Genomic DNA, 25,522 nt, shown 5'->3' on the forward strand with positions numbered 1-25,522 from the left:
ACCATGTTGATGAGTCACCAGGAAGAGGCGCTCCAGAACCCCAACATCCGGCTGTTCGTGTCGGGCTACCGGGCCCTGCTCGACGGGAATGCCGAGGGCTTCGTGGACATGTGGGCCGAGGACGGCTCGATCGAGTTCCCCTATGCCCCCCCGGGGTTCCCCCAGCGGCTCGAGGGCAAGGCGGCCATCCGCGAGCACCTGCGGAAGTTCCCCGAGATGCTGCACTTCGACCGCTTCAGCGAGCCGGTCTTCCATCAGTCCCAGGATCCGCGGGTGCTCGTCGCGGAGTTCTCCTGCGAGGGGCGCGCCGTGGCCACCGGCAGGCCGTACAACCAGCAGTACATCTCGGTGGTCGAGTTCCGGGATGGACGGATCGTGAAGTACCGGGACTACTGGAACCCGGTGATCGCGCTGCGGGCCATGGCCATCGCCCTGGACACCCAGGAGGGCTGAGCATGAGCAAGCCTGGGATTCTCGTGACGGGTGGTACGGGCAAGACGGGTGGCCGCGTGGTGAGGCGGCTGAAGGAGCTGGGTTGGCCGGTGCGTCTGGCCAGCCGCTCGGGAAGCGCGCCCGAGGGAGTGGAAGCCGTGCGCTTCGACTGGAACCAACCGGAGGGCCACGCCCGCGCGCTGGAGGGCGTGGAGCGCGTCTATCTGGTCGCGCCGGTGGGCGACACGGATCCGCTGCCGAGCATGTCGGCGTTCGTCGAGCGGGCACGCGCGGCGGGGGTGCGCCGGTTCGTGTTGCTCAGCGCCTCGTCGTTGCCGGAGGGCGGACCGGCCATGGGCGGCGTGCACCGGTTGCTGCGCGAGACCGCGCCGGAGTGGACCGTGCTGCGCCCCTCGTGGTTCATGCAGAACTTCTCCGAGGGACAGCACCAGGCCACCCTGCGGGATGAAGGGGCGCTGTACTCGGCGACGGGCGAGGGGCGCGTGCCCTTCATCGACGCCGACGACATCGCGGAGGTGGGGGTCCGGGCGCTCATCGACGAGAAGGCGCACAACACGGCGCACCTGATCACGGGGCCTCGCGCGCTGACGTACGGGGAAGCGGCGGACATCATCGGTGCCGCGCTGGGCCGGCCCATGCGCCACGTCAACCTGACGGAAGAGGCGCTCGCCGAGCGCTGGAGCCGCCTGGGGCTGACGCGGGAGTACGCCGCGCTGCTGGCGTCCATGGATGGCGCCATCGCCCGGGGGGCGGAGGATCGGACGACCGCCACCGTCGAGCAGGTGACGGGGCGGCCTCCGAGGGACTTGGTGGACTTCGCCCGGGCCTCGGTGTCGGCCTGGCGAAAGTAGGGCGGAGCCGTGGCTACTTCTTGGGCTCGGGCGTGGCGCGCGGCACGTCGGCGCCCTGACCGCCGATGCCCAGCAGCTCCACCTCGAACACCAGGGTGGCGTTGGGCGGGATGGTGGGAGGCGAGCCCTGCTCCCCGTAGGCCTGCTTGGCGGGGCACACGAGCTGCGCCTTACCGCCCACCTTCAGCTTCTGCACGCCCTCGGTCCAGCAGGGGATGACGCCGTTGAGGGGGAACTCGGCCGGCTCGCCGCGCTTGTAGGAGCTGTCGAACTCCGTGCCGTTGGTGAGCGTGCCGCGGTAGTTGACCTTCACCGTGTCGGTCGCCTTGGGGCTCGCGCCAGAGCCCGCCTTGAGCTCCTTGAAGATGATGCCGGAGGGCAGCTTCACCGCGCCCTTCTCCTTGGCGGCGTCCTCCAGGAACTTCTGGCCGACCTTCTCCTGCCGGCCCTTGGCGAGCGCCTGCAGCTTGGGCCCGTACGTCTCCAGGTCCACCGCGGGCTTGGCGTTGGTGAGCGAGTCCGTCAGGCCCTTCTTGACGATCTCGATCTCGGCCGGGGTCAGGTCGAAGATCTTGATGCTCCGGCCGATCGACAGCCCGAGCGCGTAGACCGTCTTGTCATCCTCCGTCTTGAGCGAAGCCGAGGAGGCCGGAGCCGCGGCCGGAGCCGGAGCCTGCGCCAGTGCCTGCATTCCAGTGAAACCGATGACTGCCGCTGCCAGTACACCCAATCGCATGTGGGAATCCGCCTTTCGAGGAGCGGCGTGAAACATAGGCGCGTCCGCGTATTCCCGCTGACCGTTTTCTTGCGGCTTGTCCGGATGCTCCTACCCTCGCGGGAGTGCGCTGCAGGCAGGAAGCGGCCTGTAGCGGTGTTGTCCCGGAGCAGTGCCACCGGAAGGGTGTGACGATGAGCGACAAGCGGAAGAACGCGCGGGTTCCCCTCGACATCTACCTGAACAAGTACATGTCGGGTGTGCCGTACATGGTGCACGCCAGCGACATCAGTCAGGAGGGCGTGAGTCTGGGACGTCTCATCGAGCCCGAGCATTCCGCCAGGCGGGTGGGGTTGCAGTTCCAGCTCCCCGGCTCCGAGGAAGTCATCTACGCCGAGGGCGAGGTGGTGCGCGAATGGGTGGAGGCCAGCCCGCGTCCGCACGAGCGCTCGGGCGTGCGTTTCACGCTGCTCACCTCGCGGCACCGGCAGATGATCGACGAGTACGTGTCGCGCGGCACGCGAGGCCACTGAGCCACGCGCCCGGCGTGTGCTCCCCGAATGCTCCTTCGAGGAGCGGCCGGACGAGCCGCCTTGACCGGGTGGGGAGCACGCCGTTGAATCCCGGGCCATGCGAAGCGCAGCGTGGTGGAGTCGCGGGTGGCGGGCCCTGGGCCTGCTCGGGGTGTGGGTGCCGTTGACGGTGCTGGCCGCGGGTGGGAGCGTGGATTGGCAGCGGCAGGTGCTCCGGGTGACGGGCAATGGCCCCCCGGACGTGAAGGCCAGCAATCCGGCGCAGGCAAGGTTGGGGGCGGAGCGCTCGGCGAAGGAGCACGCCCTGACGGAACTGCTGGAGCTGGCGAAGGGTGTGCCGCTGCGCTCGGACCGGACCGTGGGCGAGGAGATGGCCCGGGAGGAGACGCGCCGCCGGATCGAGGAGGTGCTGCGTGGCCAGCAGGTCGTCCGCAAGCGCTACTACTCCGACGGGGGCGTGCAGTGGGACGTGGAGGTGCCCTTGGGGGCGCTCACCCAGGTGCTCGTCACGCCGGAGCCGGAGACGAAACCCGCCGAGCGGGGCAAGGAGTCCCCGGCCAAGGCGGGCAAGGCCACGGGGCTGGTGGTGGATGCGCGCAAGCTGGGGATGACCCCGATGCTGGCACCCCGGCTGATCGACGCGGCCTCGGGCGAGCGGCTCTATGGCCTGGCGTCACTGGACGCGGAGGCGCGCAAGAGCACGGGCGTGGCGGGGTTCTTCCAGCGCCTGGAGGACGCGCGCAAGACGGGGAGGGTGGGCGCGAAGCCGCTCGTCATCGAGGCGGCGCGGCTCGAGGGCTCGGATCTCCAGCTCGGGCCGGACGCGGTGAAGAAGCTGGGGGAGCTCGAGCCGCGGCTGCTGGCCGAGGGCCGGGTGGCGATCCTCATTCAATAGGAGGGAGCGCGGAATGCGGGCAGCGGGCGGGTGGTGGAGGGTCGTGTGGTTGTGCGGGCTGGGGCTCGGGTGTGCGTCGGGTCCCGGGGCGGTGCGGTCCCCGACGGTGGATCGGGCGCGCGAGATGCTGCGGAGCGGACGGGCGCGTGAAGGCAACCTGGTGTTGCGGTGCGAGCCCGGGGACGCGGACGTGTATCTGGATGGGGTCGCCCAGGGCTTCTGCTCCGACTTCGGGGACGCCCAGGGAGGGCTGCACGTGGGCGAGGGCATGCACCGTGTCGACGTGAAGAAGGAAGGCCACTGGCCCTACACCACGTACTACGAGCCCGGCCGGGCCCGGGCGGTGCTGACCATCCGGTTGCGGGAGAAGGCGCCGGGGGGTGGGCAGTCCCCGTGAGCCGTCCGGGTGCACTTCCGGTGTAGCCTCGGGGCCACGGCTCGCCTGGAAGGGCGGGGACAATGAAGAGAAGGGGTGCGGTCATCGGACGCAACAAGAGAGGCAAGGCGCAGGCGGTGAAGGCGCCCGCGACGACACCCAGGGTGGAAGAGGCTCCGAGGGAACCGGCGCTGCAGGTGGTGCGGAGCGAGCCCGAGGCCCTGTTGTCGGAAGCCGAGGCCCGGCGGGTGGACTTCGTCTGGTCGGCGGTGATGGTGGGCGTGCTGGGGCTGGTGTTCGCGCTGCTCTCGGTCTTCGGAGGCGTGGCGGTCCCGGTGCTGTTGGCGCTGGGCACGGCCTACGTGCTCAACCCCGTCGTCGCGGCCCTGGAGCGCCGGGGCATTGATCGGACCTGGGGGACGAGCGCGGTGTTCGCCGCGTGCACGCTGGCGACGGCCGGAGGGGTGCTCTATCTGGTGCCCGTCTTCCGGGACGAAGCCGCGAAGCTGCCGGAGTTCTTCGTGCGGGCGAGCTCCCAGGTGGTGCCCCAGGTGGAGTCCTTGTTGGGCCATCCCCTGCCGGACCTGCTCCAGCAGCGCATGACGGAGCTGGGCGGACGGGCGTCGGAGCTGTTGCAGAGCGCGGGGCCCACCGCGGCGCGGCTGGTGGCGAGCTTCGCGGGCAACACGGCGCGCTTCGTGACCACGCTGCTGGGGCTGATGGTGGTGCCGGTGCTGGCCTTCTTCTTCCTGCAGGACTACCCCCGCCTGGTGGAGCTGGTGCGGGGGTTGGTGCCTCGCCGGGCGGAGCGGCTGGTGAGCCAGCGCTTTGGCGAGGTGGATGATGTGCTGTCGGCCTTCGTGCGCGGACAGGTGACGGTGGGGGCCATCCTGTCGGTGCTCTACAGCGTGGGGCTGGGGTTCGCGCGCATCGACATGGCCATCGTCATCGGGTTCATCGCGGGCTTTGGCAACATGGTGCCGTATCTGGGCACGGGCGTGGGCGTGGTGTTGGCGCTGCTGGGGGTGATGCTGTCGTGGCAGGGCGCGTGGCAGCTCGCCGTCGTGGTGGGCACGTTCGTGGTGGGGCAGATGGCCGAGGGCTTCATCATCACGCCGCGCGTGGTGGGCGATAAGGTGGGCCTGTCCTCGATGGCCGTCATCATCGCCATCCTGGCGTTCGGCGAGCTGTTCGGCTTCACCGGCATCCTGCTCGCGGTGCCCACGACGGCCATCCTCAAGGTGGTGCTGAGTGTGGTGGTGGAGCGCTACCAGAAGATGCCCGTCTACACGGGAGAGAAGCCCACCCCCTGAGTCCCGGGCCCGGGAGCGGGCAACGGAGCTGGGGGTGGTGGCGCCCGTGGGGGAGGGGAGCTAGGCAAGGGTCGTGGCGAAGCGCGATGCGGTGGAGCGGGACCTGGCGGGCCTCGGGTCCCTTCATGAGGAAATCATCGCCTGCCGGGCCTGTCCCCGGCTGGTGGAGTGGCGGGAGAAGATCGCCCGGGAGAAGCGCCGGGCCTACCGGGACTGGACGTACTGGGGCCGGGCGGTGCCGGGGTTCGGAGACCCCCGGGCGGGCATGGTCATCGTGGGACTGGCGCCCGCAGCGCATGGCGCCAACCGGACGGGCCGGTACTTCACGGGAGACCGGTCGGGGGAGTTCCTGTTCGCCGGGCTGCACCGCGCGGGGTTCGCCAATCAGCCTCGGAGCGACCACCGCGATGACGGGCTGGAGCTGACCGGGGCCTTCATCTCCGCACCCTGCCGGTGCGCGCCCCCGGACAACAAGCCCCTGCCGGAGGAACTGGCGCGCTGCACGCCCTTCTTCGACCGGGAGCTGGCCCTGCTGCCCGTCCGGGTGGTCCTGGCGCTGGGGAGCATCGCCTGGAACGTGACGCTCGCCTGGATGCAGCGCACGGGGGTGGCGCTTCCCTCGCCCCGGCCCGCCTTCGGCCACGGGGCCGAGCTGGCTCTGCCCGGGGCTCCGGTGCTGCTGGGCAGCTACCACGTCAGCCAGCAGAACACCCAGACGGGGCGGCTCACCCCGGCCATGTTCGACGCGGTGACGGCCCGGGCCCGGGTGTTGTTGGAGTCGCCGCGGGAAGAGCGCGCACGCGTGTCGGTGTTTCCTTGACAGCCGAGGGCGCCCCCTGTAATTCCCCGCCCACCTCGCGACGACGAGTCCCGAGGCGAAACGGGTCGTTAGCTCAGCGGTAGAGCACTACCTTGACACGGTAGGGGTCAGTGGTTCGATCCCACTACGACCCACAAGAATCACTGGTTTCAACGCGCGGGCGGCAGGCTGATCAGCCTTGCCGCCCGTGCTCTTTTCCGAGGTCTCGCATGGCGGATCAAATCACGGTGACGCTCCCCGATGGCAGCCAGAAGCAGGCGGCGCGGGGCACGACCATCGCTGACTTCGTGCGTGAGGGCATTGGGGCGGGCCTGGCCAAGGCCGCGCTCTTCGCGCGGGTGAACGGCGAGGACATGGACTTGTCGCGCCGGCTCGAGTCGGACGCGAAGCTGCAGATCTTCACCTCCAAGAGTCCCGAGGGGTTGGATCTCATCCGGCACGATGCCGCGCACGTGGTGGCGGCGGTGGTGCAGCGGCTCTATCCCGGCACCCAGGTGACGATCGGCCCGTCCACGGAGGAGGGGTTCTACTACGACTTCTTCCGGGAGCGGCCCTTCACGCCCGAGGACCTGGAGAAGATCGAGGCGGAGGCCAACAAGGAGATCGCCCAGAACCAGCCCTTCGTGCGCAGCGAGGTCTCCATGGAGGAGGCCATCCAGCTCTTCGAGGGCAAGGGCGAGAAGTTCAAGGTCGAGATCGTCAAGGACATCGCGGCCAAGGGCGCCAAGACGCTCACGCTCTACACCCACGGTGACTGGGTGGACTTCTGCCTCGGGCCCCACGCGCCGAGCACCGGGAAGATCGGCGTCATCAAGCTCATGTCCACCAGCGGTGCCTACTGGCGCGGCGATCATCGCAACCCGATGCTCCAGCGCATCTACGGCACGGCCTTCTTCGACAAGAAGGCGCTCCAGGAGTACCTCAACCGGCTGGAGGAGGCGCGCAAGCGCGACCACCGCAAGCTGGGCAAGGAGCTGGATCTCTTCCACTTCCACCAGTTCTCGCCCGGCGGCGCCTTCTGGACCCCCAAGGGCACCACCCTCTACAACGTCCTGTCGGCCTTCATGCGCCGGCTGACGACCGACAACGGCTACGTGGAGATCAAGACCCCGCTGCTCTACAACAAGGGCCTGTGGGAGACGAGCGGCCACTGGGGCAAGTACAAGGAGAACATGTTCCTCGTGCTGGACAGCGAGAGCGGCGAGCACGACTTCTCGCTCAAGCCGATGAACTGCCCCAGCCACCACCTGTACTACGGCTTCAAGAAGCACAGCTACCGCGACCTGCCCCTGCGCCTGCACACCCAGGACATCCTCCACCGCAACGAGGCGGCCGGCTCGCTGGGCGGTCTCACGCGCGTGCGCCAGTTCGCCCAGGACGACGCCCACATCTACTGCCGCGAGGATCAGATCCCCGACGAGGTGAAGCACTTCGTCAACATCCTGGATCGCGTCTACAAGGCCGTGGGGCTGAGCTACTCGGTGAAGCTGTCCACGCGGCCGGAGAAGCGGCTCGGAGATGATTCGCTGTGGGACCGCGCCGAGGGCGGCCTGAAGAGCGCGCTGGAGAGCCTGGGCCTTCAGTACGAGCTCAAGCCGGGCGATGGCGCCTTCTACGGCCCGAAGATCGACTTCGACGTGTCCGACAGCATCGGCCGCAAGTGGCAGCTGGGCACCATCCAGCTCGACTACCTGGCGCCCGAGCGCTTCGATCTCACCTATGTGGGCGAGGACAACGCCGAGCACCGGCCGGTCGTGCTGCACCGCGCCATCTACGGCTCCTTCGAGCGCTTCATCGCCATCCTCATCGAGCACTTCGCGGGGGCCTTCCCGGCGTGGCTCGCGCCCGTGCAGGTCACGCTCGTCACCGTGGCGGACCGGCAGCTCGACTACGCCCGCCAGGTGCGCGACCGGCTGCGCGCCAAGGGCTACCGGGTGGAGCTGGACGAGCGGGGCATCACCCTCAACGCCAAGATCCGCGAGGGTCAGGTCCAGAAGATCCCCTTCACCCTGGTGATCGGCGACAACGAGGTGGAGGCGGGCGCGGTGTCTCCCCGCCGCTACGGCGGAGAGGACCTCAAGAGCATGAAGCTGGAGCTCTTCGAGGCCCTGCTGGAGAAGGAAGCGGCCTGGCCCTGATGTCCTACCTGTCCTACCTGGAGTCCGGGGTCTTCGAGGGCCCTTGACTCCCGGATGCTGGCAAGTATCTTGCCCCCCTTCCGAGGGGGGTACCTACTCCCACTAGCTGGAGGACTGTCACATCGCTCGCGACCAAAGAACGAACCGCCGTATTCGCGCTCGCGAGGTCCGTGTTGTAGGACCGGCAGGAGAGCAGCTCGGTGTCCTATCGATCGAAGCAGCCCTGGATCGTGCTCAGTCCGAGGGGATGGACCTCGTCGAGGTCAACCCCATGGCCAAGCCGCCGGTCTGCAAGATCATGGACTACGGCAAGTTCAAGTACGAGGAGAAGAAGCGGGCCTCGGAAGCAAAGAAGAAGCAGGTCGTCGTCCATCTGAAGGAAGTCAAGCTCCGCCCGAAGACGGAGGAGCATGACTACGAGTTCAAGGTCCGCAACGTGCGCCGCTTCCTCGAGGAGGGGAACAAGGCCAAGGTCACGATCATGTTCCGTGGCCGTGAGATCACGCACAAGGAGCTGGGCTCGGCCATCCTCGACGACGTCATCAAGGACCTGAAGGACGTGGCGGTGGTGGAGCAGATGCCGCGCATGGAAGGGCGGCAGATGTTCATGATCATCGCGCCCAACCCGAAGGTGGCGCAGCGGGCGCGCGAGTTGGCCCGGCAGCAGGCGGCGGCGGCGGAGAAGGCCGAGGCGGCGGGCAAGCCCGCGGCGGGCGGCCCGGCGGGTGGCAAGAAGCCTGGCGACGCTCCGGGAGAAGGCACCCCGGCGGTGGAGGCACCGGTGGTGCAGGCGGCGGCCGCGGTGGCTCCGGCGGCCCAGTCCGGCGGCGCGAAATAGATGTATCCGGTGGAGGGTCTCTTGACCTCCACCCCCAGACGGACGTCGAGCGAGAAGGAAGGAAACGGCATCATGCCCAAGTTGAAGACCCGGAGCGGCGCGAAGAAGCGCTTCCACGTGAAGAAGTCCGGCCAGGTGAAGTTCGCCAAGGCCTTCGGCAAGCACCTGTTCACCCACGCCAAGAGCCAGAAGCTCAAGCGCGAGCACCGGGGCACGGGTCACCTCCGGGACATGGACGCCAAGAAGGTGCGTCTGGAGCTGTTCCCGTACGGGGCCAACTAGTCGGCAAGCGCAGTGGCAGTCGCAGTGGCAGCAAGAGGGCCCTGACGGTGTGGAGAGCACCGGGGGTTTTCAAACACCTCGAAGGTAGGAGTGAGTCATGCGCGTCAAAAAAGGATTCAAGGCCCGTCGTCGTCGTAATCGCATTCTGAAGCTGGCCAAGGGCTACCGCGGCCGCCGCAAGAATTGCTACAAGCGGGCCAACCAGGCCGTGGAGCGCGCGCTGGATTACGCCAGCCGTGATCGCGCGCAGCGCAAGCGCAACTTCCGCTCGCTGTGGATCGTCCGCATCAACGCGGCCGCCCGCCTCACGGGCTTGTCGTACTCGCGGCTGATCTCCGGTCTGGCCAAGAAGAAGATCGCCCTGGATCGCAAGGTCCTCGCCGACCTGGCCGTGGCGGATCCCGCCGGTTTTGCCGCCGTCGCCAACATCGCGAAGGCGGCCTGAAGAAGCGGCAGTGGGGTGGCGGTCCGGGGAGTCCCGGGCCGTCCTCCGCTCCTGGAAGTGAACCGGGCTGCCCCTGTGGGCGGCCTTTTTTTTTGCCCCGGCATGAGCCCGGGGAGGAAGGCGAAGTCCGATGCAAGACCGCTTGCAGTCGCTCGCGGATGCGGCACGGCGCGAGATCTCCGTCGCCTCGGAACCCACCGCGGTGGAGGCTCTTCGGATCCGCTACCTCGGCAAGAAGGGCGAGTTGTCTGGAGTGCTCGGCGGCATGGGCAAGTTGCCCCCCGACGAGCGCCGCGCCCTGGGCGAGGTGGCCAATCAGGTCAAGGCCGAGATCGAGAAGCTGCTCGGCGAGGCCATCCAGCGCGTGGAGGAGGCGGCGCTCGAGAGCGAGCTGCGCGGCCCCAAGCTGGACGTGACGCTGCCCGGGCGGAGCGTCACCCCCGGCAGCCGCCACCCGGTGTCCCGGACGATGGAGGACATCGTCCGCACCTTCCAGCGGCTGGGCTTCGAGGTGTCCCACGGGCCGGAGATCGAGCTGGACTACTTCAACTTCGAGGCGCTCAACATCCCGAAGGATCACCCCGCGCGCGACATGCAGGACACCTTCTACGTGGACGAGGCCTCGCTCGGCCACGCGAAGAAGGCGGACAGCCCGGTGCTCCTGCGCACGCACACGTCTCCGGTGCAGGTGCGCTTGATGCTCAACCGCAAGCCGCCCATCCGCGCCGTCATGCCCGGCCGCGTCTACCGGCGCGACTCGGACATCACCCACACGCCCATGTTCCACCAGGTGGAGGGGCTGCTCGTGGACAAGGACGTGAGCTTCGCCGAGCTCAAGGGCACCCTGGACGCCTTCGTGAAGGCCTTCTTCGGCTCGGACACGCGCACGCGCTTCCGGCCTTCCTTCTTCCCCTTCACCGAGCCCTCGGCCGAGGTGGACATCTCCTGCACCTCGTGCGGCGGCAAGGGCTGCCGCGTGTGCAAGCAGACCGGCTGGCTGGAGGTGCTCGGCAGCGGCGTGGTGCACCCCAACGTCTTCAAGTACAGCGGCTACGACGCCACCGAGGTGTCGGGCTATGCGTTCGGCATGGGCGTGGAGCGCATCGCCATGTTGCGCTACCGCATCGATGACCTGCGGATGATGTTCGAGAACGACGCGCGCTTCCTGGAGCAGTTCTGATGAAGATCTCGGTCAAGTGGCTCAAGGACTATGTGGCGCTGCCCGCGGCGGTGGAGGAGCTGGCACGCAAGCTGACGGCGGTGGGTCTGGAGATCGAGGGCCTGGAGCGCCTCGGCGAGGCTCTGCGCGGCGTCGTGGTGGCTCAAATCAAGGAGTCCGTCCAGCACCCCAACGCGGACAAGCTGTCCGTCACGAAGGTGGACCTGGGCGGCCCGGAGACGCTCCAGGTGGTGTGCGGCGCCAAGAACTTCAAGGTCGGGGACAAGGTGCCCCTGGCCACGCTCGGCACGAAGCTGCCCAATGGCGTGGAGATCAAGCAGGCCCCGCTGCGCGGCGTGGACAGCTTCGGCATGCTCTGCTCGGCCAAGGAGCTGGGTCTGTCCGAGGAGTCCTCCGGCCTGCTCATCCTCCCGCCCGAGCTCAAGCCCGGCACGCCCATCGCCGAGGCGCTCGGGGTGGATGACGTGGTGCTGGAGGTGAACGTCACCCCCAACCGGCCCGATGCCCTGTCCCACCTGGGCGTGGCGCGCGAGGTGGCCGTGGCCACGGGCGCGCCCCTGAAGCTTCCCGAGCCCCGGCTCGCGGAGTCCGGCGAGCCCGCTTCCAGCAAGGTCAAGGTGCGCGTGGAGGAGCCGGTGCGCTGCCCGCGCTACACGGCCCGCGTCATCGAGAACGTGAAGGTCGGCCCCTCGCCCCAGTGGCTCCAGGATCGGCTCAAGGCGTGCGGTGTGCGTCCCATCAGCAACGTGGTGGACGCGACGAACTTCGTCCTCCTGGAGTACGGCCAGCCCCTGCACGCCTTCGACCTGGACAAGCTGGCGGGTCAGGAGCTCATCGTCCGCACCGCGCGGCCCGGCGAGAAGATGACCACGCTGGATGGCAAGCAGCGCGCGCTGAACGCCGAGGATCTGGTCATCTGTGACCGCGACCGGGCCCAGGCCCTGGCCGGGGTGATGGGCGGCGCGGACAGCGAGGTGAGCGCGGGCACCACCCGCGTGGTGCTGGAGTCCGCCCACTTCCAGCCCTCGGGCGTCCGCCGCACCTCCAAGCGCCACGGCCTGCACACCGAGGGCTCGCACCGCTTCGAGCGCGGGGCGGACCTGGACGCCGTCATCCCGGCGGCGGACCGCGCCGCGGCGCTCATCGCCGAGCTGTCCGGTGGCACGCTGGCTCCGGGCCGCGTGGACGTGTACCCCCAGCCCCAGCCGCCCCGCCGGGTGTCCCTGCGCTATGGCCGGGTGGAGAAGGTGCTCGGCGTGGCCATCGCCGAGGCGGACTGTCGGCGCATCCTCGGCACCCTGGGCTTCCGGGCGGTGGAGGAGGGGAGTGGGCAGACGACCTTCGAGGTGCCCCGTGCCCGCGTGGACGTGGAGCGGGAGGAGGATCTCCTCGAGGAGCTCGCCCGCGTCCACGGCTACGACAACATCCCCGCGAAGCTGCCGCGCGGCCTCGCCGAGCTGGCCCCCGAGCCGCCCGCCACCGAGGCCGAGCGCCGTGCCCGCCAGGCGCTCTCGGGCGCGGGGTTGAGCGAGGTGGTGAACTACTCCTTCGTGATGCCGCGCGTGCTGGAGGCGCTCGGGGGCAAGGAGCAGCCGGTGGCGCTGCTCAACCCGCTGAGTGTCGAGCACTCGGTGATGCGCACGAGCCTGTTGCCCGGCCTGCTGGAGAACCTCTCACGCAGCGTGCGGCACCAGGTGGACACCGTGTTCGTGTACGAGATGGGCCGGGCCTACCTGCGAGACCCCGCGGGCGGCCAGGGCCAGCAACCGGCCACGCGCGAGGTGCCCCGGCTGGCGGGTCTGTGCTGGGGCCTGCGCGGCGGCCGCTCCTGGACCCAGAAGGACGCGAAGGCGGACTTCTACGACGCCAAGGGCGCCGTGGAGGGCGTGCTGCACGCGCTCCATGTGGACGGCGTGCGCTTCGTCCCCGCGGAGGCTCCGGCCTATCACCCGCGCGCCTGCGCCCGGGTGGAGCTGGCCGACGGCACGGTGCTCGGCCATGTGGGCGAGCTGCACCCGCGCGTGACCAAGGCCCTGGAGCTGCCCCGGGACGTCTTCGTCTTCGAGCTGGACGCGGTGCCGCTCTACGCCGCCGCCCGGCTCGTGCCCGCCTGGGGAGGCCTGCCGCGCTTCCCGGCCGTGCTCCGGGACCTGGCCGTGGTGGTTCCCCTGGAGCTGCCCAACGACGAGGTCCGCCGGGTCATCCTCGAGGTGGGCGGGCCGCTGGTGGAGGACGCGCTCGTCTTCGACGTCTACACGGGCAAGCCCATCCCCGAGGGCCGCAAGAACCTGGCGTACGCCATCCGCTACCGCTCGCCCGAGCGCACCCTCACCGACGCGGAGGTGGGCACCGCCCACCAGCGCATCATCTCCGAGGTCAATCAGCGCCTGGGCGGAGCCCTGCGCGCCTGAGAACGCGAAACGGGAAAACCTGAGTGAAACCGGTGGGTTGACAGTCGTTGGGGAAGACTGTCACAGTCCGCCGGGTTCACTCCGGAAGAGGGACGCGAAGGCACGCGCATGACCAAGGCGGACATCATCGAGGGCGTCTACGAGAAGGTCGGCTTCTCCAAGAAGGAGTCGGCGGAGATCGTGGAACTCGTCTTCGACACCTTCAAGGAAACGCTCGAGCGGGGGGACAAGATCAAGATCTCGGGCTTCGGCAACTTCCAGGTGCGTCAGAAGAAGGCGCGCGTGGGCCGCAACCCGCAGACGGGCAAGGAGATCGAGATCTCGGCGCGCCGGGTGCTGACCTTCCGGCCGAGCGCGGTGCTCAAGGCGGCGCTCAACGGCGAGCAGATTCCGGAGAACCACTCCGAGCTGGACGCCGCCGAGGACGCCGCCGCCGACGCCGCCGAGGCCGCCGGGTTGGATCCGGAGGACATGGACGAGGAGTTCGAGGGGTTGGAGCCCGTGAAGGTCTCGCGGGCGGAATGAAGGCGAAAGCCGGGTGATTTTTTCGAGGGCTGCCCGATCTCTTTCTTGACCTGAGGATGGGGCAGAGGCATAAGGCAGCCCATCTCGCCGACGCCAAAAGGCACCGCGCGGGAGACAGCACAACGGGGCGTAGCGCAGCCTGGTAGCGCACTTGCTTGGGGTGCAAGTGGTCGCAGGTTCAAATCCTGTCGCCCCGACCATAGAAGACCCTGGAGTCTGACCTCATCGTAGGCTCCAGGGTCTTCATCTTCCCCTCGGGGAAGGCAGTCGTTGTGGGGAGTTAGTTCAGTTGGTTAGAACGCCGGCCTGTCACGCCGGAGGCCACGGGTTCAAGTCCCGTACTCCTCGCCAAGATGAAGGGCCCGGAAACGAAAGTTTCCGGGCCCTTTGTTTTTTCCCTCTCCCCCCCCATTCCTCCGCGCTTCGTTTTCGGACGCTGGCAATGCCGCGGGCATCAGCCCGGATGGGCGCCTCCTCGTCCTCCATGGCGAGAGCCAGGGCGCCCGCGCGAGCCATCGGCGCGCCGGCCCGGAAGCGCGTGCGGCTGTCCGGCGCGAAGGTGGAAGAGCTCGGTGCAACCCAGGGCAACGCGGATGGGACGTGTGCCGTCGGCGAGACTTGCTTCCCGGCCTTGTGTGCCCATCCCAACGACGAAGCCATACATCTCATCCACATGCATGCGTGCCACCTGATTCCGAAGAAAGAGCGGTGAAGTGGCAAATCGACATGACGTGTGAACCACTTCACAGCGACTCGGAATGAGTTGTGGCACTAGGGGACAGACTCAGCAACCAGACCGTCCTTGCTGAAAACCAGAATGCCAGACGAGTCATCCAGGATGGCGTTCAGTCCAGGCAAGGCTTCTCCATTCCAATTCCAGCCGTGAGAGTCGTTTACACCCCGTGATCAAGGCAACGTGGCAAATCGACATAAGGTGTGAACCACTTCACAGCGGCTCGGAATGGGATGTGGCACTAGAGGGACAGATTCAGGAACCAGGCCGTCTCTGCTGAAAAACAGAATGTCAGACGAGTCATCCAGACGTGGGGCTTTCCATGGCCTACGGATACGCTCGTTGTGAGGCATTGGGGCGCTGGTGCGAGTCAAGGTACCTGCTTGTGAGAGCGGTGCCGAGTGACGTAGTTCAATTCAAACGAGGATTGTGTTTCATGTCGAGTTCCTATCAGTCGAAGAAGTTCCTTGTCTGCTCCGTGGGATTGGCGATGAGTGCCTGCCAGGAAGCGCCGCTCGAGCACGAATCCCAGGCGAACACCCGTCTCAGCCAGGCGTTGACGGCCCAGGGAACGACGGTCCAGGGAGCGTTCTACGACTTCGAGGTGGTGGGCATGTCTGGCAACGGCCAGGTCCATGCGGCCACCACCTATCCCGTCATCGGCAATGGGCCTTCCATCAATGATCAGGGGCGTGTCGCGTTCGCGGCGACCAAGCTCCATGATGGAGACAGCATCTTCCGCGACAATGGCTCCACGCCCCTGAAGACGACGGGCTCCCCGTATACCCAATTCGGGGCATCCCCCCGGATCAACACCGCGGGCCATGTGGCTGCCATGGAGAATGATTACTCCAGCGTGGGCATGGGCGTGCGCATCTGGACCGCGCAGGACACCGCGACGACGATTGTTTATGGGTATGGAGCCTCGGGCTTCTATCCCATCGATGAGTCGGTCGCCCTGAACGACTCGGACCAGACGGCCTTCATTGCGGACTCCCTTCCGAACTATGTCCCCGTCGTGGTCACCCGGAATGCCTCTCCGGCGAGTGCTCCCTTCTACCAGAGGGAGATGCTCGCCCGGGCGGAGACCGTTGCCATGGACAACGCGGGCAAGGTCGTCTACGTCCACGAGACGGAGAACGGGCCGGCCCTGGTGCTCGCATCCAACGACTTGTCCTCCACCACGGTCATCGCTGACACCACTTGTTTCTGGAGCATCGGCCACGCCGCGGGCATCAGCCCGGATGGGCGCATCATCGTCTTCTACGGCGAGAGCAATGGTGCCTGCGCGATCCAGCCGCAGGCGGAGTCCGCGGAGGGCGTGTTCGCCAGCCTCGACATCGGCGGGACGACCCGCAAGCTCGTGCGGCTGTCGGGCGTGAAGGTGGAGGCCCAGGGCAACGGCGACGGGACGTGTGACGCCGGCGAGACGTGCCGGAGCGGAGAGCTGGGGTTCGACCAGCAGGGCAACCCCTTCTCCTTCGCGTCGTTCAACACGCGCTCGCGGATTGGCGTGGCCCACCAGCAGCTCGGCGTGGCGGGCCTCGCCGAGGACAGCTTCGTCGTCACCATCGTGGGCACGCCCAATGCCGCGCACCACCAGGGGCGCTTCAGCGCCCAGCAGGGCATCTGGACCGTTCGCGCCGATGTGTCCGCGGGCTCGGCGTTCAAGTTGAACCTCTCCACCCCGATTCCGGTCGTCCAGGTCGGCGATTCCATTGGCAGCGAGGTGGTGGCCGGCTTTGGTTCGTCGTCGTACGACGTGCATCCGGATATCGCCAACGCCCGGGTGGCCTACTCCGGAACTCCCCGGCAGCAGGCCCGGGGAGACCACCGGGTCGTCTTCTACGCGAAGACCACCACCGGTCAGGAGCTCGTCGTTCGTAGCGAGCACCTCGAGTAGACCTGTCCTCCTCTCCAGGTGAAGGGCTCGGAATCCAGAGGGACACCTCGACGATTCCGGGCCCTGCTCGTGAGGGTGTGGCCATCCGTGACGAGGGATCCCTGCGCGCCTCCCGTAGTCGGTCACTCTGCGGTCACTCCGATGCGGCACTACGTAGCTCGCAATTCACCCGAGAGGTTCATTTTCATGTCGAAGAAGCTTTTTGTTTGTTCCGTGGGACTGGTGATGAGTGCCTGCCAGGAAGCGCCGCTCGCGCACGAGCCCCAGGCGAACACCCGCCTCGGCCAGGCGTTGACGGCCCAGGGCACGACCGTCCAGGGCACGTTCTACGACTTCGAGGTCGTGGGTATGACCGGCAACGGCCAGGTCCATGCGGCCACCACCTATCCCGTCATCGGCAATGGGCCTTCCATCAATGATCAGGGGCGTGTCGCGTTCGTGGCGTCCAAGCTCCATGATGGGGAGAGCATCTTCCGCGACAATGGCTCCACGCCCCTGAACCTGACGGGTTCTCCGTATACCGTGTACGAATCCCCTCGGATCAACACCGCGGGGCACGTGGCCGCCATCGAGGAGACTCTCGGGTGGATGGGCCTTCGTGTCTGGACCGGACCGGATACCTCGACGGTCATTACCTATGGGGATGGCTCGTCGGGATTCTATCCCCTCGGACCGTCGGTCGCCTTGAACGACTCGGGCCAGACGGCCTTCATCGCGAACTCCGTTGCGAGCCATACCCCCGTTGTGGCCACCCGGAATGCCTCCGCGAATGCGCCCTTCTACACGCGGCAGACGTTCGCCTGGGTGGATGCCATTGCCATGGACAACGCGGGCAACGTCGTCTACGTCCACAACACGGGGGTGGACGAGGATCCTCGCATCCTGGTGCTCGCACCCAACGACTTGTCCTCCGCCACCCGCATCGCCGACGCCACTTGCTTCTCGAGCATCGGTGACGCCGCGGGCATCAGCCCGGATGGCCGCATCATCGTCTTCTATGGCGAGAGCAACGGCGCCTGCGCGATCCAGCCGCAGGCGGAGTCCGCGGAGGGTGTGTTCGCCAGCCTCGACATCGGCGGGCCGACCCGCAAGCTCGTGCGGTTGTCGGGCGTGAAGGTGGAGGCCCAGGGCAACGGTGATGGGACGTGTGACGTCGGCGAGACCTGCCGCAGCGGCGAGCTGGGGTTCGACCAGCAGGGCAACCCCTTCTCCTTCGCTTCATACATCACGGGTTCCCGGATCGGCGTGGCCCACCAGCAGCTCGGCGCGGCGGGCCTCGCCGACGACAGCTTCGTCGTCAGCATCGTGGGTACGCCCAATGCCGCGCACCACCAGGGGCGCTTCAGCGCCCAACAGGGCATCTGGACCGTTCGCGCCGATGTGTCCGCGGGCTCGGCGTTCAAGCTGAACCTCTCCACCCCGATTCCGGTCGTCCAGATCGGCGATTCCATCGGCAGCGAGGTGGTGGCCAGCTTCGGTTCGCCGTACTACGTGAATCCGGATATCGCCAACGCCCGGGTGGCCTACTCCGGCGCCCCCCGGCAGCAGGCCCGGGGAGACCACCGGGTCGTCTTCTACGCGAAGACCACCACCGGCCAGGAGCTCGTCGTTCGTAGCGAGCACCTCGAGTAGGCCCGTCTTCCTCGCCAGGTGAGGGGCTCGGAATCCAGGGGGGACACCTCGACGATTCCGGGCCCTTCGTCTTTTCTCGGCTAGCCGCCATCCCCTGTCTCATGGAGGCGAGCCCCCGTGGGTTCTCTCCACATGCCAGGGTAGGGGGGCGCACCGCGACCCAGTGGCAGGTGAGAGACGACCTTGAAGCCGAAGTGCTGGTAGCGGGCCGTGTTCTCCGGAGTGGTGCTCTCCAGGTAGGCCCCCACGCCTTCCCGGTCACAGCGCTCGAGCACGGGCCGCAACAGCGCGGAGGCATATCCTCGCCTCTGGTGCTGGGGATCCACGCCGAGCAACGCCAGGTAGTAGTGGGGCCGGGATGGATGGTGCTTCTCCATCTGTCTCAACCCGCGCAGGGTGCGCACCACCTTGCCCAGGCCGACGCAGCGGACAATGGTGGATGACGCCGAGAGCTGCTCGCTCAGCCCCAGTTTCCACCGGTCCGGAGGAACCCAGAGCGCGGTCCCCGCACGGTCCTCGGTGGTCAATACTTCTCCATGAGGCAGGGTGAACTCGCGCAGGGTGATCTCGAAGTACATCTCCAGAGCCTGCACACGCCGCTCGTCCTCGCGCAGGAACCAGCGGAGGATCGGGTCCCGATCGAACGAGCGCACCAGCGTCCGGACGAGGTGGGGTATGTCTTCGTGGGTCGCACGGCGGACAGGGGGCGTGGGGCTGAGCATGGCCCGTAGACTACCCGTCCGCCGGCGCGGGTAGGTTGGCTCGGCTCGCGGCCGTTCCCGGCCAGGGAGCGCTCCATCCGCGCTCCTGAAGCCAGCACGCGCTAGGACTCGGAGTTCGAGAGAACCTCGGAGCGGAGGTCTGGGAAGACCTTGCCCACCTTGCCGAGCAGGTAGTCGCCGTAGGTGCCACGAAAGGCGTGGACGCTCTGCCCGTCCCAGCGCTCGCTGGAGTCCTCGGCGGTGGCGACGCCACGAAGGGCCGGGGCCTCGATGGGACGGACCTCGGCGGTCCAGCCGGGATCGAAGAAGAAGGGCAGCGACAAGCGGTCGCGCCCGGAGCGGTTGAGCACCCGGTGCGGCGTGGAGCGGTACACGCCGCGGGTCATGCGGTCGAGCATGTCACCGATGTTGCAGACGAACGAGCCGGGGATGGGTGGTGCGTCCACCCAGCGCACCTCGCCGCCCAGGCGGGACTTCACCTGGAGACCACCGGCCTCGTCCTGCTTGAGGATGGTGAGCACGCCATAATCCGTGTGTTCCCCGACGCCCCAGGCGGGCTGTCCGTCCCCAGCGGTGCCAGGTCCAGGCGGGTAGTTGAAGATGCGGAAGAGCACGAGCGGCTCGGCCATGGTCCCCGTGGCGAAGTACTCCTCCGCGAGGCCGAGGCTGAGCGCGATGCCGCCCATGAGCGAGTGGCCGAGGCGGGTGAGCGCGGCCAGGTACTCGAGCACGGCCTCGCGCAGACCGGACGGTTCACTCGGGAAGAGGTTGGGGCCATGGAGGGGCGTGCCGGCCCGGACGAGCGGATGGTCGGAGCCAAGCTCGGTCCCGAGATAGAGGCCCTCCTTGCGGTCGGGACGGCCCGAGGTCAGCTCACCTCCCACGGGGAAGTAGCCCCGCCAGGCCGGCCCACCAAGAGCCATGCGGATGGCCATCTTCTCTTCCACGGGCAGCGCGAAGAAGTGGCGGCTCAATGCCTCCAGGCGCGTCTGGAGGGCCTCGTCGACACCGTGACCGACGACGTAGAAAAAGCCGTTCTCCCGACAGGCGGCACCGAGCCGTTCCGCGACGGCGCGGCGCGCGGCGGCACCCGACGACGCGTCCACGAGCGCACGAACATCGATGACGGGGACTTCATCAACACTTCCAATCTCGGTCATGCTCTCCCGCCCCGCGGCCTACCGCCGCTCTTCAAGGGGAACGACCCGGCCAAGGATGGCGCCTCGATCGACTACTGGTCCAGCGGCGTGGGCGTTGTCGACGTGCACTACACCAGCCCCCCTCAACAGCTCCCTCATTTCTCCCATGCTCCCAGATAGGCGCGGACGACGGGCTCCGCCGGTGAGTGGCGCGGTCTGTCCGACTCCTGGAGCTGATTCCGCAGCACGGTGTAGAGCTCGACCGCGGCGGCCATCGCGCGACGACACTCCTCCGCGTCGTGGCGCGCACAGACCCGCGAGAGCGCCGAGGCATGGCGTGAGGCCTCGAGCCTCCGCACCCCGCGCCACACGCCACCGTCGATGCGTTGGATCAGCGGCGCCAGGGCTTGGGCCCGCAGGAACGCCAGCATGTCCAGGCACTCGAAGAGCTCTCCGCGCCGGAGCTTGTCGATGCCGTAGTGGATCCACACCCAGAAGCGATCTTCGATCCACTGCGCCGACGGCATCCCCAGAGGACTCGCCCGCGTCGAGCCCAGCCGCTCCGTGATGATGCCAGCACGCTCGAAGAGGACCTCCGGGTCCTCGATGCGGGAGTCGAGCTCGGAGACGGAGATGAACTTCAGATCGACATGGAGCAGCGGCGGGCCGTAGAGGCAGATCAGCAGGCGGGGCTCGCCCACGTGCTCCCCCGTGAATCCCTGGAGGAGGGGACCCGCGGCGCGGGCAATCGCCATGCGCTCCTGCGCGATGGTGGCCCGCAGCTCGTCCGAGACGACGAGGACGAGGTCCAGGTCGGAGAACTCGTCCATGTTCCGGCCGAGGTACGAGCCACCCGCCAGGACCCCCAGGATTCCGGGGTTGGCCCGCCAGGTACTCAGTGCGGAGGTCAGGAATTCACGGTGTCGGACCGGTAGGTGTTGCATGCCACCCTGATAGCATCCCGCCTGGACCCATCCATAGGGCCAGAAACCGCACGAAGCATGGGGCCAGATGCGAAACGGTCGAGCCGAGGTCTCACACCCACTCGTGACGCTGCGGCGGGATGAACCGCTGCAGAAGCAGCTCGTCGGAGAGCTCCGGGCACGAATCCTCAGCGGCGAGCTTCCCGGTGGCGCCAGGCTGCCCTCCGCGAGACGGCTCGCGAGCGAGCTGCGCGTGGCGAGGATCACCGTCGTCACCGCGTACCACTCGCTCGCCGACGAGGGGTACATCGAGCTCGAGGAGCGCCGTGCGCCGAGGGTCGTCGACGTTCCTCCCGAGGCGCGCATGAACGTGGCGGAACACGCGCCCGCGCGGCGGGTGGAACGAGAACCTCCGAGGATCTCCTCCCGTGCGCGCCAACTGCTCCACACGGGCCGCGGCGCGTTGCTGTCGTATGACGGAGGCCCCCGTCCCTTCCGGGCGGGTCTTCCACCGCTCGATCTCTTTCCACTGGAGGATTGGGCTCGGGCGGTGGCACGTGCCGCCCGGCGCGCGACGAGGCGGGAGCTCGTCTATGGCGAGCCGCAGGGAGCGCGCGGGCTTCGGGAGGCCATCCTCGAGCATGTCTGTGCCGTGCGGGGTGTACACGCCCATGTCGACCAGGTCTTCGTGACCGCGGGCTCCCAGGCGGGCTTCGATCTCTGTGCCCGCGTGCTTATCGAGCCCGGCGCGACGGCGTGGGTCGAGGATCCCGGCTTCCCGGGCATCCGAGGCGCGCTCCTGGCCAGTGGAGGCCGCGCGGTGCCGGTCCCCGTGGATGAGGAGGGGCTGTGCGTGGGGATGGGACGGGCTCGCGCTCCGGACGCGGCCGTGGCGTTCGTCTCACCGTCGCACCAATTTCCCCTGGGCGTCCGGCTCTCGCTGTCGCGGCGTCTCGAGCTCTTGGCGTGGGCGCGGGAGAGGCGGCGCTGGATCGTGGAAGATGATTATGAGAGCGAGTACCGGTTCGAGGGCCGCCCCGTGGCCGCGCTCGCCGCGTTGGATGAGTCACACCGGGTGCTCTATGTCGGCACCTTCAGCCGGGTCTTCCTTCCAGGCTTGCGTCTTGGATACGTCATCGTGCCCGAGCAGCTCGTCGAGGCCTTCGCCGCGGTGCGAGTCCTCGTGGATCGTCACTCGCCGTACCTCACCCAGCTTGCCTTCGCGGAGTTCCTCGAGAGTGGTCGGTTCGCGCGTCACCTGAGACGGCTTCGTGCCTCGACGCTCGAACGGCGTGACCACCTGGTCTCCGCGGTGGGGCGTCTGTTTGGAGCGCGCCTCAGGGTGGAGGTGCCCGATGCGGGGAGTCACGTCCTGGGTTGGTTGGAGCGTGGACGGGATGACCAGGAGGTCGCACGGGCCGCGGCACGGGTCGACGTGGACGTCTTCCCGCTCTCGCGGTTCACGATGCGCCGGCGAATGCCTCCGGCGCTCGTGCTGGGGTATGGGGCGTATCCGCCCAACGCCGTGTGGGAGGCCCTGGAGCGGCTCTCGGGGGTGCTCCCCTGACTTCCATGACAGCTCCCCCATGGCTGGCAAGGGCGGAAGTAGCCCCCCTCGCTGGAGGTGCGCGGTTCCGTCAGGCGATGACGCTCAATGGCCAGCCATGCCTGACGGATGGCACCACTCCGGATCCTTCCTGCAGGCCTTGGCGAACGCATCGAGCGCCTTCGCTCGCTGCGTCAAGGCCCTGGTCGTGGTGAATCGCGCCCTGATCTCCTCTGGCGTGGTCGCCAGGCCATTCTTGACCACGTACACGATGTTCCCAACGTTCGCCACGTTCTCGAGAGGATTGCCGCGGATGGCGATCAGATCGGCGAGCTTGCCGGGCTCGATGCTTCCCAACTCGTTGCCGACGCGCGCGTTGAGCGCACCGTTGATGGTCACGGTCTTCAGCACCTCGAAAGCACCCAGCGTCGTGGCCTCCTCCCGCAGGATCGTGTGCAGTCCGCTGCCCGCGGGCGCCAACGGGAAATCAGTCCCCATCGTGACCAGACCTCCGCCGCGGACAACCGGATCGTTCTGCGAGGAGCCCGTGGTGGCGACCATATTGAACAGTCCGCGGGTGCGAAGCTCGCGGACGTCCTGGTAGCGAGTGGATACCGACCAGGAATAGCCCAGCCGCTCGGTCGCGGACAGGTGCGACGTGCCCAGCAGTCCGGTCTGGATTCCCGGAGAGAGGAAGTGCGAGAAGCTCGGCAGGCCGAGTTCGTGGGCCGTACGTGCGACGATCTCCATCACTGGAATGGGAGCTCGCACGTATGCCTTGAGCAGATCGACGTCGAAGGGCTTCATCCTGCTCATTTCGAGCTCGGCGACCTGCTCGTTGCGCACGGCTCTGGCGGACGGGTAGAAAACTCGCGAGCCATCGTAGAGCGGCGGTGCGATGAACGCTCGAGGGCCCACCAGGACTCCAGCATCCAGCGCCTCGCGGACCTCGACGCTCTGATACAGATCTCCGCCCATGGAAAGCGTCGACGTCACCCCCCAGGCGAGCATCTCGGCCCAGGCGAGTCCGTAGGCCTGATTGTTGAAGACGTCGAGAGGATGGACATGTGAATCCCAGAGCCCCGGCATGACGGTCAAACCGGACGCATCGATGTACCTGTTCGCGGTGTCCGGGGCTCTCGTTCCGTGCGGCTCGATCGCGACGATGCGATTCTTGTCGATGATGATGTCCTTGTTGTACTGGAGGGTCGCGGTCAAGCCGTCCCAGAGACTGCCCGCGTGGATGATGGTGATGCCGTCGGGGGTGGCCTGCCTGTACCGCATGTCGAGCGCGACATCGTGCGTGGCCCTGCTCGAGAGGTTGATCGTGCGCAGGTGACCGCTCGCCATGAAGAGGAGCGTATTGGAATCCGGTCCCCACGAGGGCATGTCCGCTGCGTACGTGGTCAACTGAGCGGCGGGACCGTTCGGCGAGCCATCGGGATTGACCGGCATGACATACAGCAACGAATCCATGATGAACGCCATCTTGCGTCCATCGGGCGACCACACGGGGCCCGCTTCATTTCGCTCGGAAATGCTCGCGGGCGTTGGCCCGACCGCATGAAACACCGCCGTCTTGTTGTTGATGTCGATGATCCTGAGCTTGTTGTACCCCTCCCTGAACCGGTTGTTCACCCGCTCGGCGTCACAGACAGCGAGCAGCCGCTCATCGGGTGACCACGAAGGGCGGCTGACACCCGTTCCGAGCGAAGGATTCACGAGGACTGTGCTCGTGCGTGCCGTGAGATCATGGATCTCCACCCGGCCACCCCCGGTCCAATAGGCGAGCTGCCGGCCGCTGGGCGAAAGCGAGGGATACGCCATCGAGATGCCGGTGAGGAGGGCAAGCCGGCTGCGCTTGCGAGAGGACAACTCCACTTTGTCGACGGCGAGAACACCGCCACTTTCCCTGTCCGTGGAGAAGTAGACGAAGCTGCCGTCGGGCGACCATCCAGGACTGGCTTTGTAGTCCCTCGTGTCGGTCAGCCGGACCGGCTGGCCGTCGCCGTTGATGCTCAGCACCCAGATGTCGTTGAGCGCGACGAAGGCGACCTTCTCCCCGTTCGGAGACAGGATCGGAGCTGAAATGCCCTTCACGGTACGCCAGTCAAGATCGTCGAGGCGGTGTTGCGCCTTCGGCGTGAAAACAGGCCGGCGCAGCGCGACATGGGCGCTGAAGGGAACATCGCTGACACTCTCACCCGTGGTTGCACGGATCCTGATCTTGCCGTCGCCGGTGTACAAGAAGCGGCCGTCCGGCAGGAAGCGCGCGGGGAACGGAAACAGATCCTCGCTGGCGGCATTCACGGGGATTCCGTTCACGCTCCAATAGCCGCCACCCTGCGAGATCACGTCGCTTCCATCGGGTGTCCACGCGGGCGCGCTGCCGGCCCCGCGAGAGGTGCGTGCTCCCGTGACGAGGTCCACCAGGATGACGCCGCCATTCTCGACGAGCAGCAGCTTCGTGCCATCAGGGCTCAGCGCGGGATGGCTTTCGGCTCCCGCTCCCGTGGTCAGCTGCTGATACTGGCCGTCGGCAACGCCGATGCTCCAGATCTTGTATTGCATGTCGCCGCCGCGGTCAGAAGAAAAGACGAGGCGCGAGCCATCGGCGCTCCAACTCGGCTCGCGATCATCGAACGGGCCGCTCGTGACGCGAGTGGCATTTGATCCATCGGGAGCGATCGTCCAGATGTGATAATTGCCTTCGGTGTCGTAGTTCTGGAACGCGATGCGCGAGCCGTCAGGTGACCATACCGGGTGCGTGACTTCCATGCTCCAGGTGGAAATTCGCCTTGCCTCGCCTCCCGAGAAGGGCACCACGTAGAGTGCTCCCTGCAGCGCCAGTGCGATCCGCGTCGCGTCTGGAGACGGCGCTGCCGCCATATTGGTCCCTTCCGTGAGGGTGAGCGTGAACTCGCTCACGGGATCGAGCAGACGATTGATCCTGCCCGCCGCCGGCGGGCCCGTAAACGATGGCGCGGCCAGTGTCGCTCCCGTGCCACCCTGGTCCAGGCCCTTGGCGCCCGTAAGAAGGAAGAATGCCGAAATGGCCAATACACATTGAGCAATGGAAAACATACTTCGAGGGGAATGCAGAGGAGGCATGGTGATGTCCTGTTCTACTTCGCGCGCCACGGGGCGCA

General features: G+C 67.5%; 20 protein-coding genes, 3 tRNA genes and 2 pseudogenes. 20 read left to right on the top strand and 5 right to left on the bottom strand.

What is annotated here, in order from left to right; genetic code table 11:
• Positions 1–3 precede the first annotated feature (3 nt).
• Complete coding sequence (locus tag F0U63_RS22680; RefSeq protein WP_395847994.1) at positions 4–453, top strand: nuclear transport factor 2 family protein; 450 nt, start codon at positions 4–6, stop codon at positions 451–453.
• 2 nt (positions 454–455) lie between these two features.
• Positions 456–1,304 carry an ergot alkaloid biosynthesis protein gene (locus tag F0U63_RS22685; protein WP_395847995.1) on the top strand — a complete coding sequence of 283 codons (849 nt, stop codon included), beginning with the start codon at positions 456–458 and terminating at the stop codon, positions 1,302–1,304.
• Positions 1,305–1,317: 13 nt separating this feature from the next.
• On the opposite strand, the gene F0U63_RS22690 is transcribed toward F0U63_RS22685, so the two are convergent.
• Complete coding sequence (locus F0U63_RS22690) at positions 1,318–2,040, bottom strand: FKBP-type peptidyl-prolyl cis-trans isomerase (RefSeq protein ID WP_395847996.1); 723 nt, start codon at positions 2,038–2,040, stop codon at positions 1,318–1,320.
• Between the two features lie 173 nt (positions 2,041–2,213).
• On the opposite strand from F0U63_RS22690, the gene F0U63_RS22695 reads away from it, so the two are divergent.
• From F0U63_RS22695 to F0U63_RS22775, 17 genes and pseudogenes are all read left to right on the top strand, one after another.
• Positions 2,214–2,552 (top strand): PilZ domain-containing protein, encoded by a 339-nt coding sequence (locus tag F0U63_RS22695; protein WP_395847997.1) that lies wholly within the window; start codon positions 2,214–2,216, stop codon positions 2,550–2,552.
• 97 nt (positions 2,553–2,649) lie between these two features.
• On the top strand, positions 2,650–3,447 hold the full coding sequence (locus F0U63_RS22700) for a hypothetical protein (RefSeq protein WP_395847998.1): 798 nt from the start codon (positions 2,650–2,652) through the stop codon (positions 3,445–3,447).
• 13 nt (positions 3,448–3,460) lie between these two features.
• Complete coding sequence (locus F0U63_RS22705) at positions 3,461–3,844, top strand: hypothetical protein (protein ID WP_395847999.1); 384 nt, start codon at positions 3,461–3,463, stop codon at positions 3,842–3,844.
• 62 nt (positions 3,845–3,906) lie between these two features.
• Positions 3,907–5,136 (top strand): AI-2E family transporter, encoded by a 1,230-nt coding sequence (locus F0U63_RS22710; protein WP_395848000.1) that lies wholly within the window; start codon positions 3,907–3,909, stop codon positions 5,134–5,136.
• 103 nt (positions 5,137–5,239) lie between these two features.
• Complete coding sequence (locus F0U63_RS22715; RefSeq protein ID WP_395848409.1) at positions 5,240–5,956, top strand: uracil-DNA glycosylase; 717 nt, start codon at positions 5,240–5,242, stop codon at positions 5,954–5,956.
• A 62-nt stretch (positions 5,957–6,018) separates the two neighbouring features.
• A tRNA-Val gene (locus F0U63_RS22720) sits at positions 6,019–6,090 on the top strand.
• Positions 6,091–6,165: 75 nt separating this feature from the next.
• On the top strand, positions 6,166–8,094 hold the full coding sequence (gene thrS, locus F0U63_RS22725) for a threonine--tRNA ligase (RefSeq protein ID WP_395848001.1): 1,929 nt from the start codon (positions 6,166–6,168) through the stop codon (positions 8,092–8,094).
• Between the two features lie 121 nt (positions 8,095–8,215).
• Positions 8,216–8,728: pseudogene (infC, locus tag F0U63_RS22730) on the top strand (translation initiation factor IF-3); the annotation flags it as partial.
• A gap of 276 nt (positions 8,729–9,004) precedes the next feature.
• Entirely contained in the window at positions 9,005–9,214 is a 210-nt protein-coding gene (gene rpmI / locus F0U63_RS22735) for a 50S ribosomal protein L35 (RefSeq protein WP_395848002.1), read from the top strand.
• A gap of 97 nt (positions 9,215–9,311) precedes the next feature.
• Positions 9,312–9,659 (top strand): 50S ribosomal protein L20, encoded by a 348-nt coding sequence (rplT, locus tag F0U63_RS22740; RefSeq protein ID WP_395848003.1) that lies wholly within the window; start codon positions 9,312–9,314, stop codon positions 9,657–9,659.
• A 130-nt stretch (positions 9,660–9,789) separates the two neighbouring features.
• Positions 9,790–10,839 carry a phenylalanine--tRNA ligase subunit alpha gene (pheS, locus tag F0U63_RS22745; protein ID WP_395848004.1) on the top strand — a complete coding sequence of 350 codons (1,050 nt, stop codon included), beginning with the start codon at positions 9,790–9,792 and terminating at the stop codon, positions 10,837–10,839.
• Positions 10,839–13,250 (top strand): phenylalanine--tRNA ligase subunit beta, encoded by a 2,412-nt coding sequence (gene pheT / locus F0U63_RS22750; RefSeq protein ID WP_395848005.1) that lies wholly within the window; start codon positions 10,839–10,841, stop codon positions 13,248–13,250. The genes pheS and pheT overlap by 1 nt, the downstream gene beginning before the upstream one ends.
• Before the next feature lie 108 nt (positions 13,251–13,358).
• Positions 13,359–13,631: pseudogene (locus tag F0U63_RS22755) on the top strand (integration host factor subunit alpha); the annotation flags it as partial.
• A gap of 267 nt (positions 13,632–13,898) precedes the next feature.
• Positions 13,899–13,975, top strand: a tRNA-Pro gene (locus F0U63_RS22760).
• Between the two features lie 74 nt (positions 13,976–14,049).
• A tRNA-Asp gene (locus F0U63_RS22765) sits at positions 14,050–14,126 on the top strand.
• Between the two features lie 818 nt (positions 14,127–14,944).
• Positions 14,945–16,411 carry a hypothetical protein gene (locus tag F0U63_RS22770; protein ID WP_395848006.1) on the top strand — a complete coding sequence of 489 codons (1,467 nt, stop codon included), beginning with the start codon at positions 14,945–14,947 and terminating at the stop codon, positions 16,409–16,411.
• 186 nt (positions 16,412–16,597) lie between these two features.
• On the top strand, positions 16,598–18,043 hold the full coding sequence (locus tag F0U63_RS22775) for a hypothetical protein (RefSeq protein WP_395848007.1): 1,446 nt from the start codon (positions 16,598–16,600) through the stop codon (positions 18,041–18,043).
• Positions 18,044–18,123: 80 nt separating this feature from the next.
• On the opposite strand, the gene F0U63_RS22780 is transcribed toward F0U63_RS22775, so the two are convergent.
• From F0U63_RS22780 to F0U63_RS22790, 3 genes are all read right to left on the bottom strand, one after another.
• The gene (locus F0U63_RS22780; protein WP_395848008.1) at positions 18,124–18,765 is read right to left on the bottom strand and encodes a GNAT family N-acetyltransferase; all 642 of its coding nucleotides are present in this window, start codon (positions 18,763–18,765) and stop codon (positions 18,124–18,126) included.
• 101 nt (positions 18,766–18,866) lie between these two features.
• On the bottom strand, positions 18,867–19,925 hold the full coding sequence (locus F0U63_RS22785; RefSeq protein ID WP_395848009.1) for an isopenicillin N synthase family dioxygenase: 1,059 nt from the start codon (positions 19,923–19,925) through the stop codon (positions 18,867–18,869).
• Between the two features lie 134 nt (positions 19,926–20,059).
• Positions 20,060–20,734 (bottom strand): hypothetical protein, encoded by a 675-nt coding sequence (locus F0U63_RS22790; RefSeq protein ID WP_395848010.1) that lies wholly within the window; start codon positions 20,732–20,734, stop codon positions 20,060–20,062.
• A gap of 181 nt (positions 20,735–20,915) precedes the next feature.
• On the opposite strand from F0U63_RS22790, the gene F0U63_RS22795 reads away from it, so the two are divergent.
• Positions 20,916–22,394 (top strand): PLP-dependent aminotransferase family protein, encoded by a 1,479-nt coding sequence (locus tag F0U63_RS22795; RefSeq protein WP_395848011.1) that lies wholly within the window; start codon positions 20,916–20,918, stop codon positions 22,392–22,394.
• An 84-nt stretch (positions 22,395–22,478) separates the two neighbouring features.
• Here F0U63_RS22795 and F0U63_RS22800 read toward each other — a convergent pair whose 3' ends face one another.
• Positions 22,479–25,514, bottom strand: coding sequence for an amidohydrolase family protein (locus tag F0U63_RS22800; RefSeq protein WP_395848012.1), 3,036 nt, complete (start codon positions 25,512–25,514; stop codon positions 22,479–22,481).
• Between the last annotated feature and the right edge of the window lie 8 nt (positions 25,515–25,522).

Origin of the sequence: Cystobacter fuscus, from assembly GCF_044360685.1 — a bacterium.
GTDB lineage: Bacteria > Myxococcota > Myxococcia > Myxococcales > Myxococcaceae > Cystobacter > Cystobacter fuscus_C.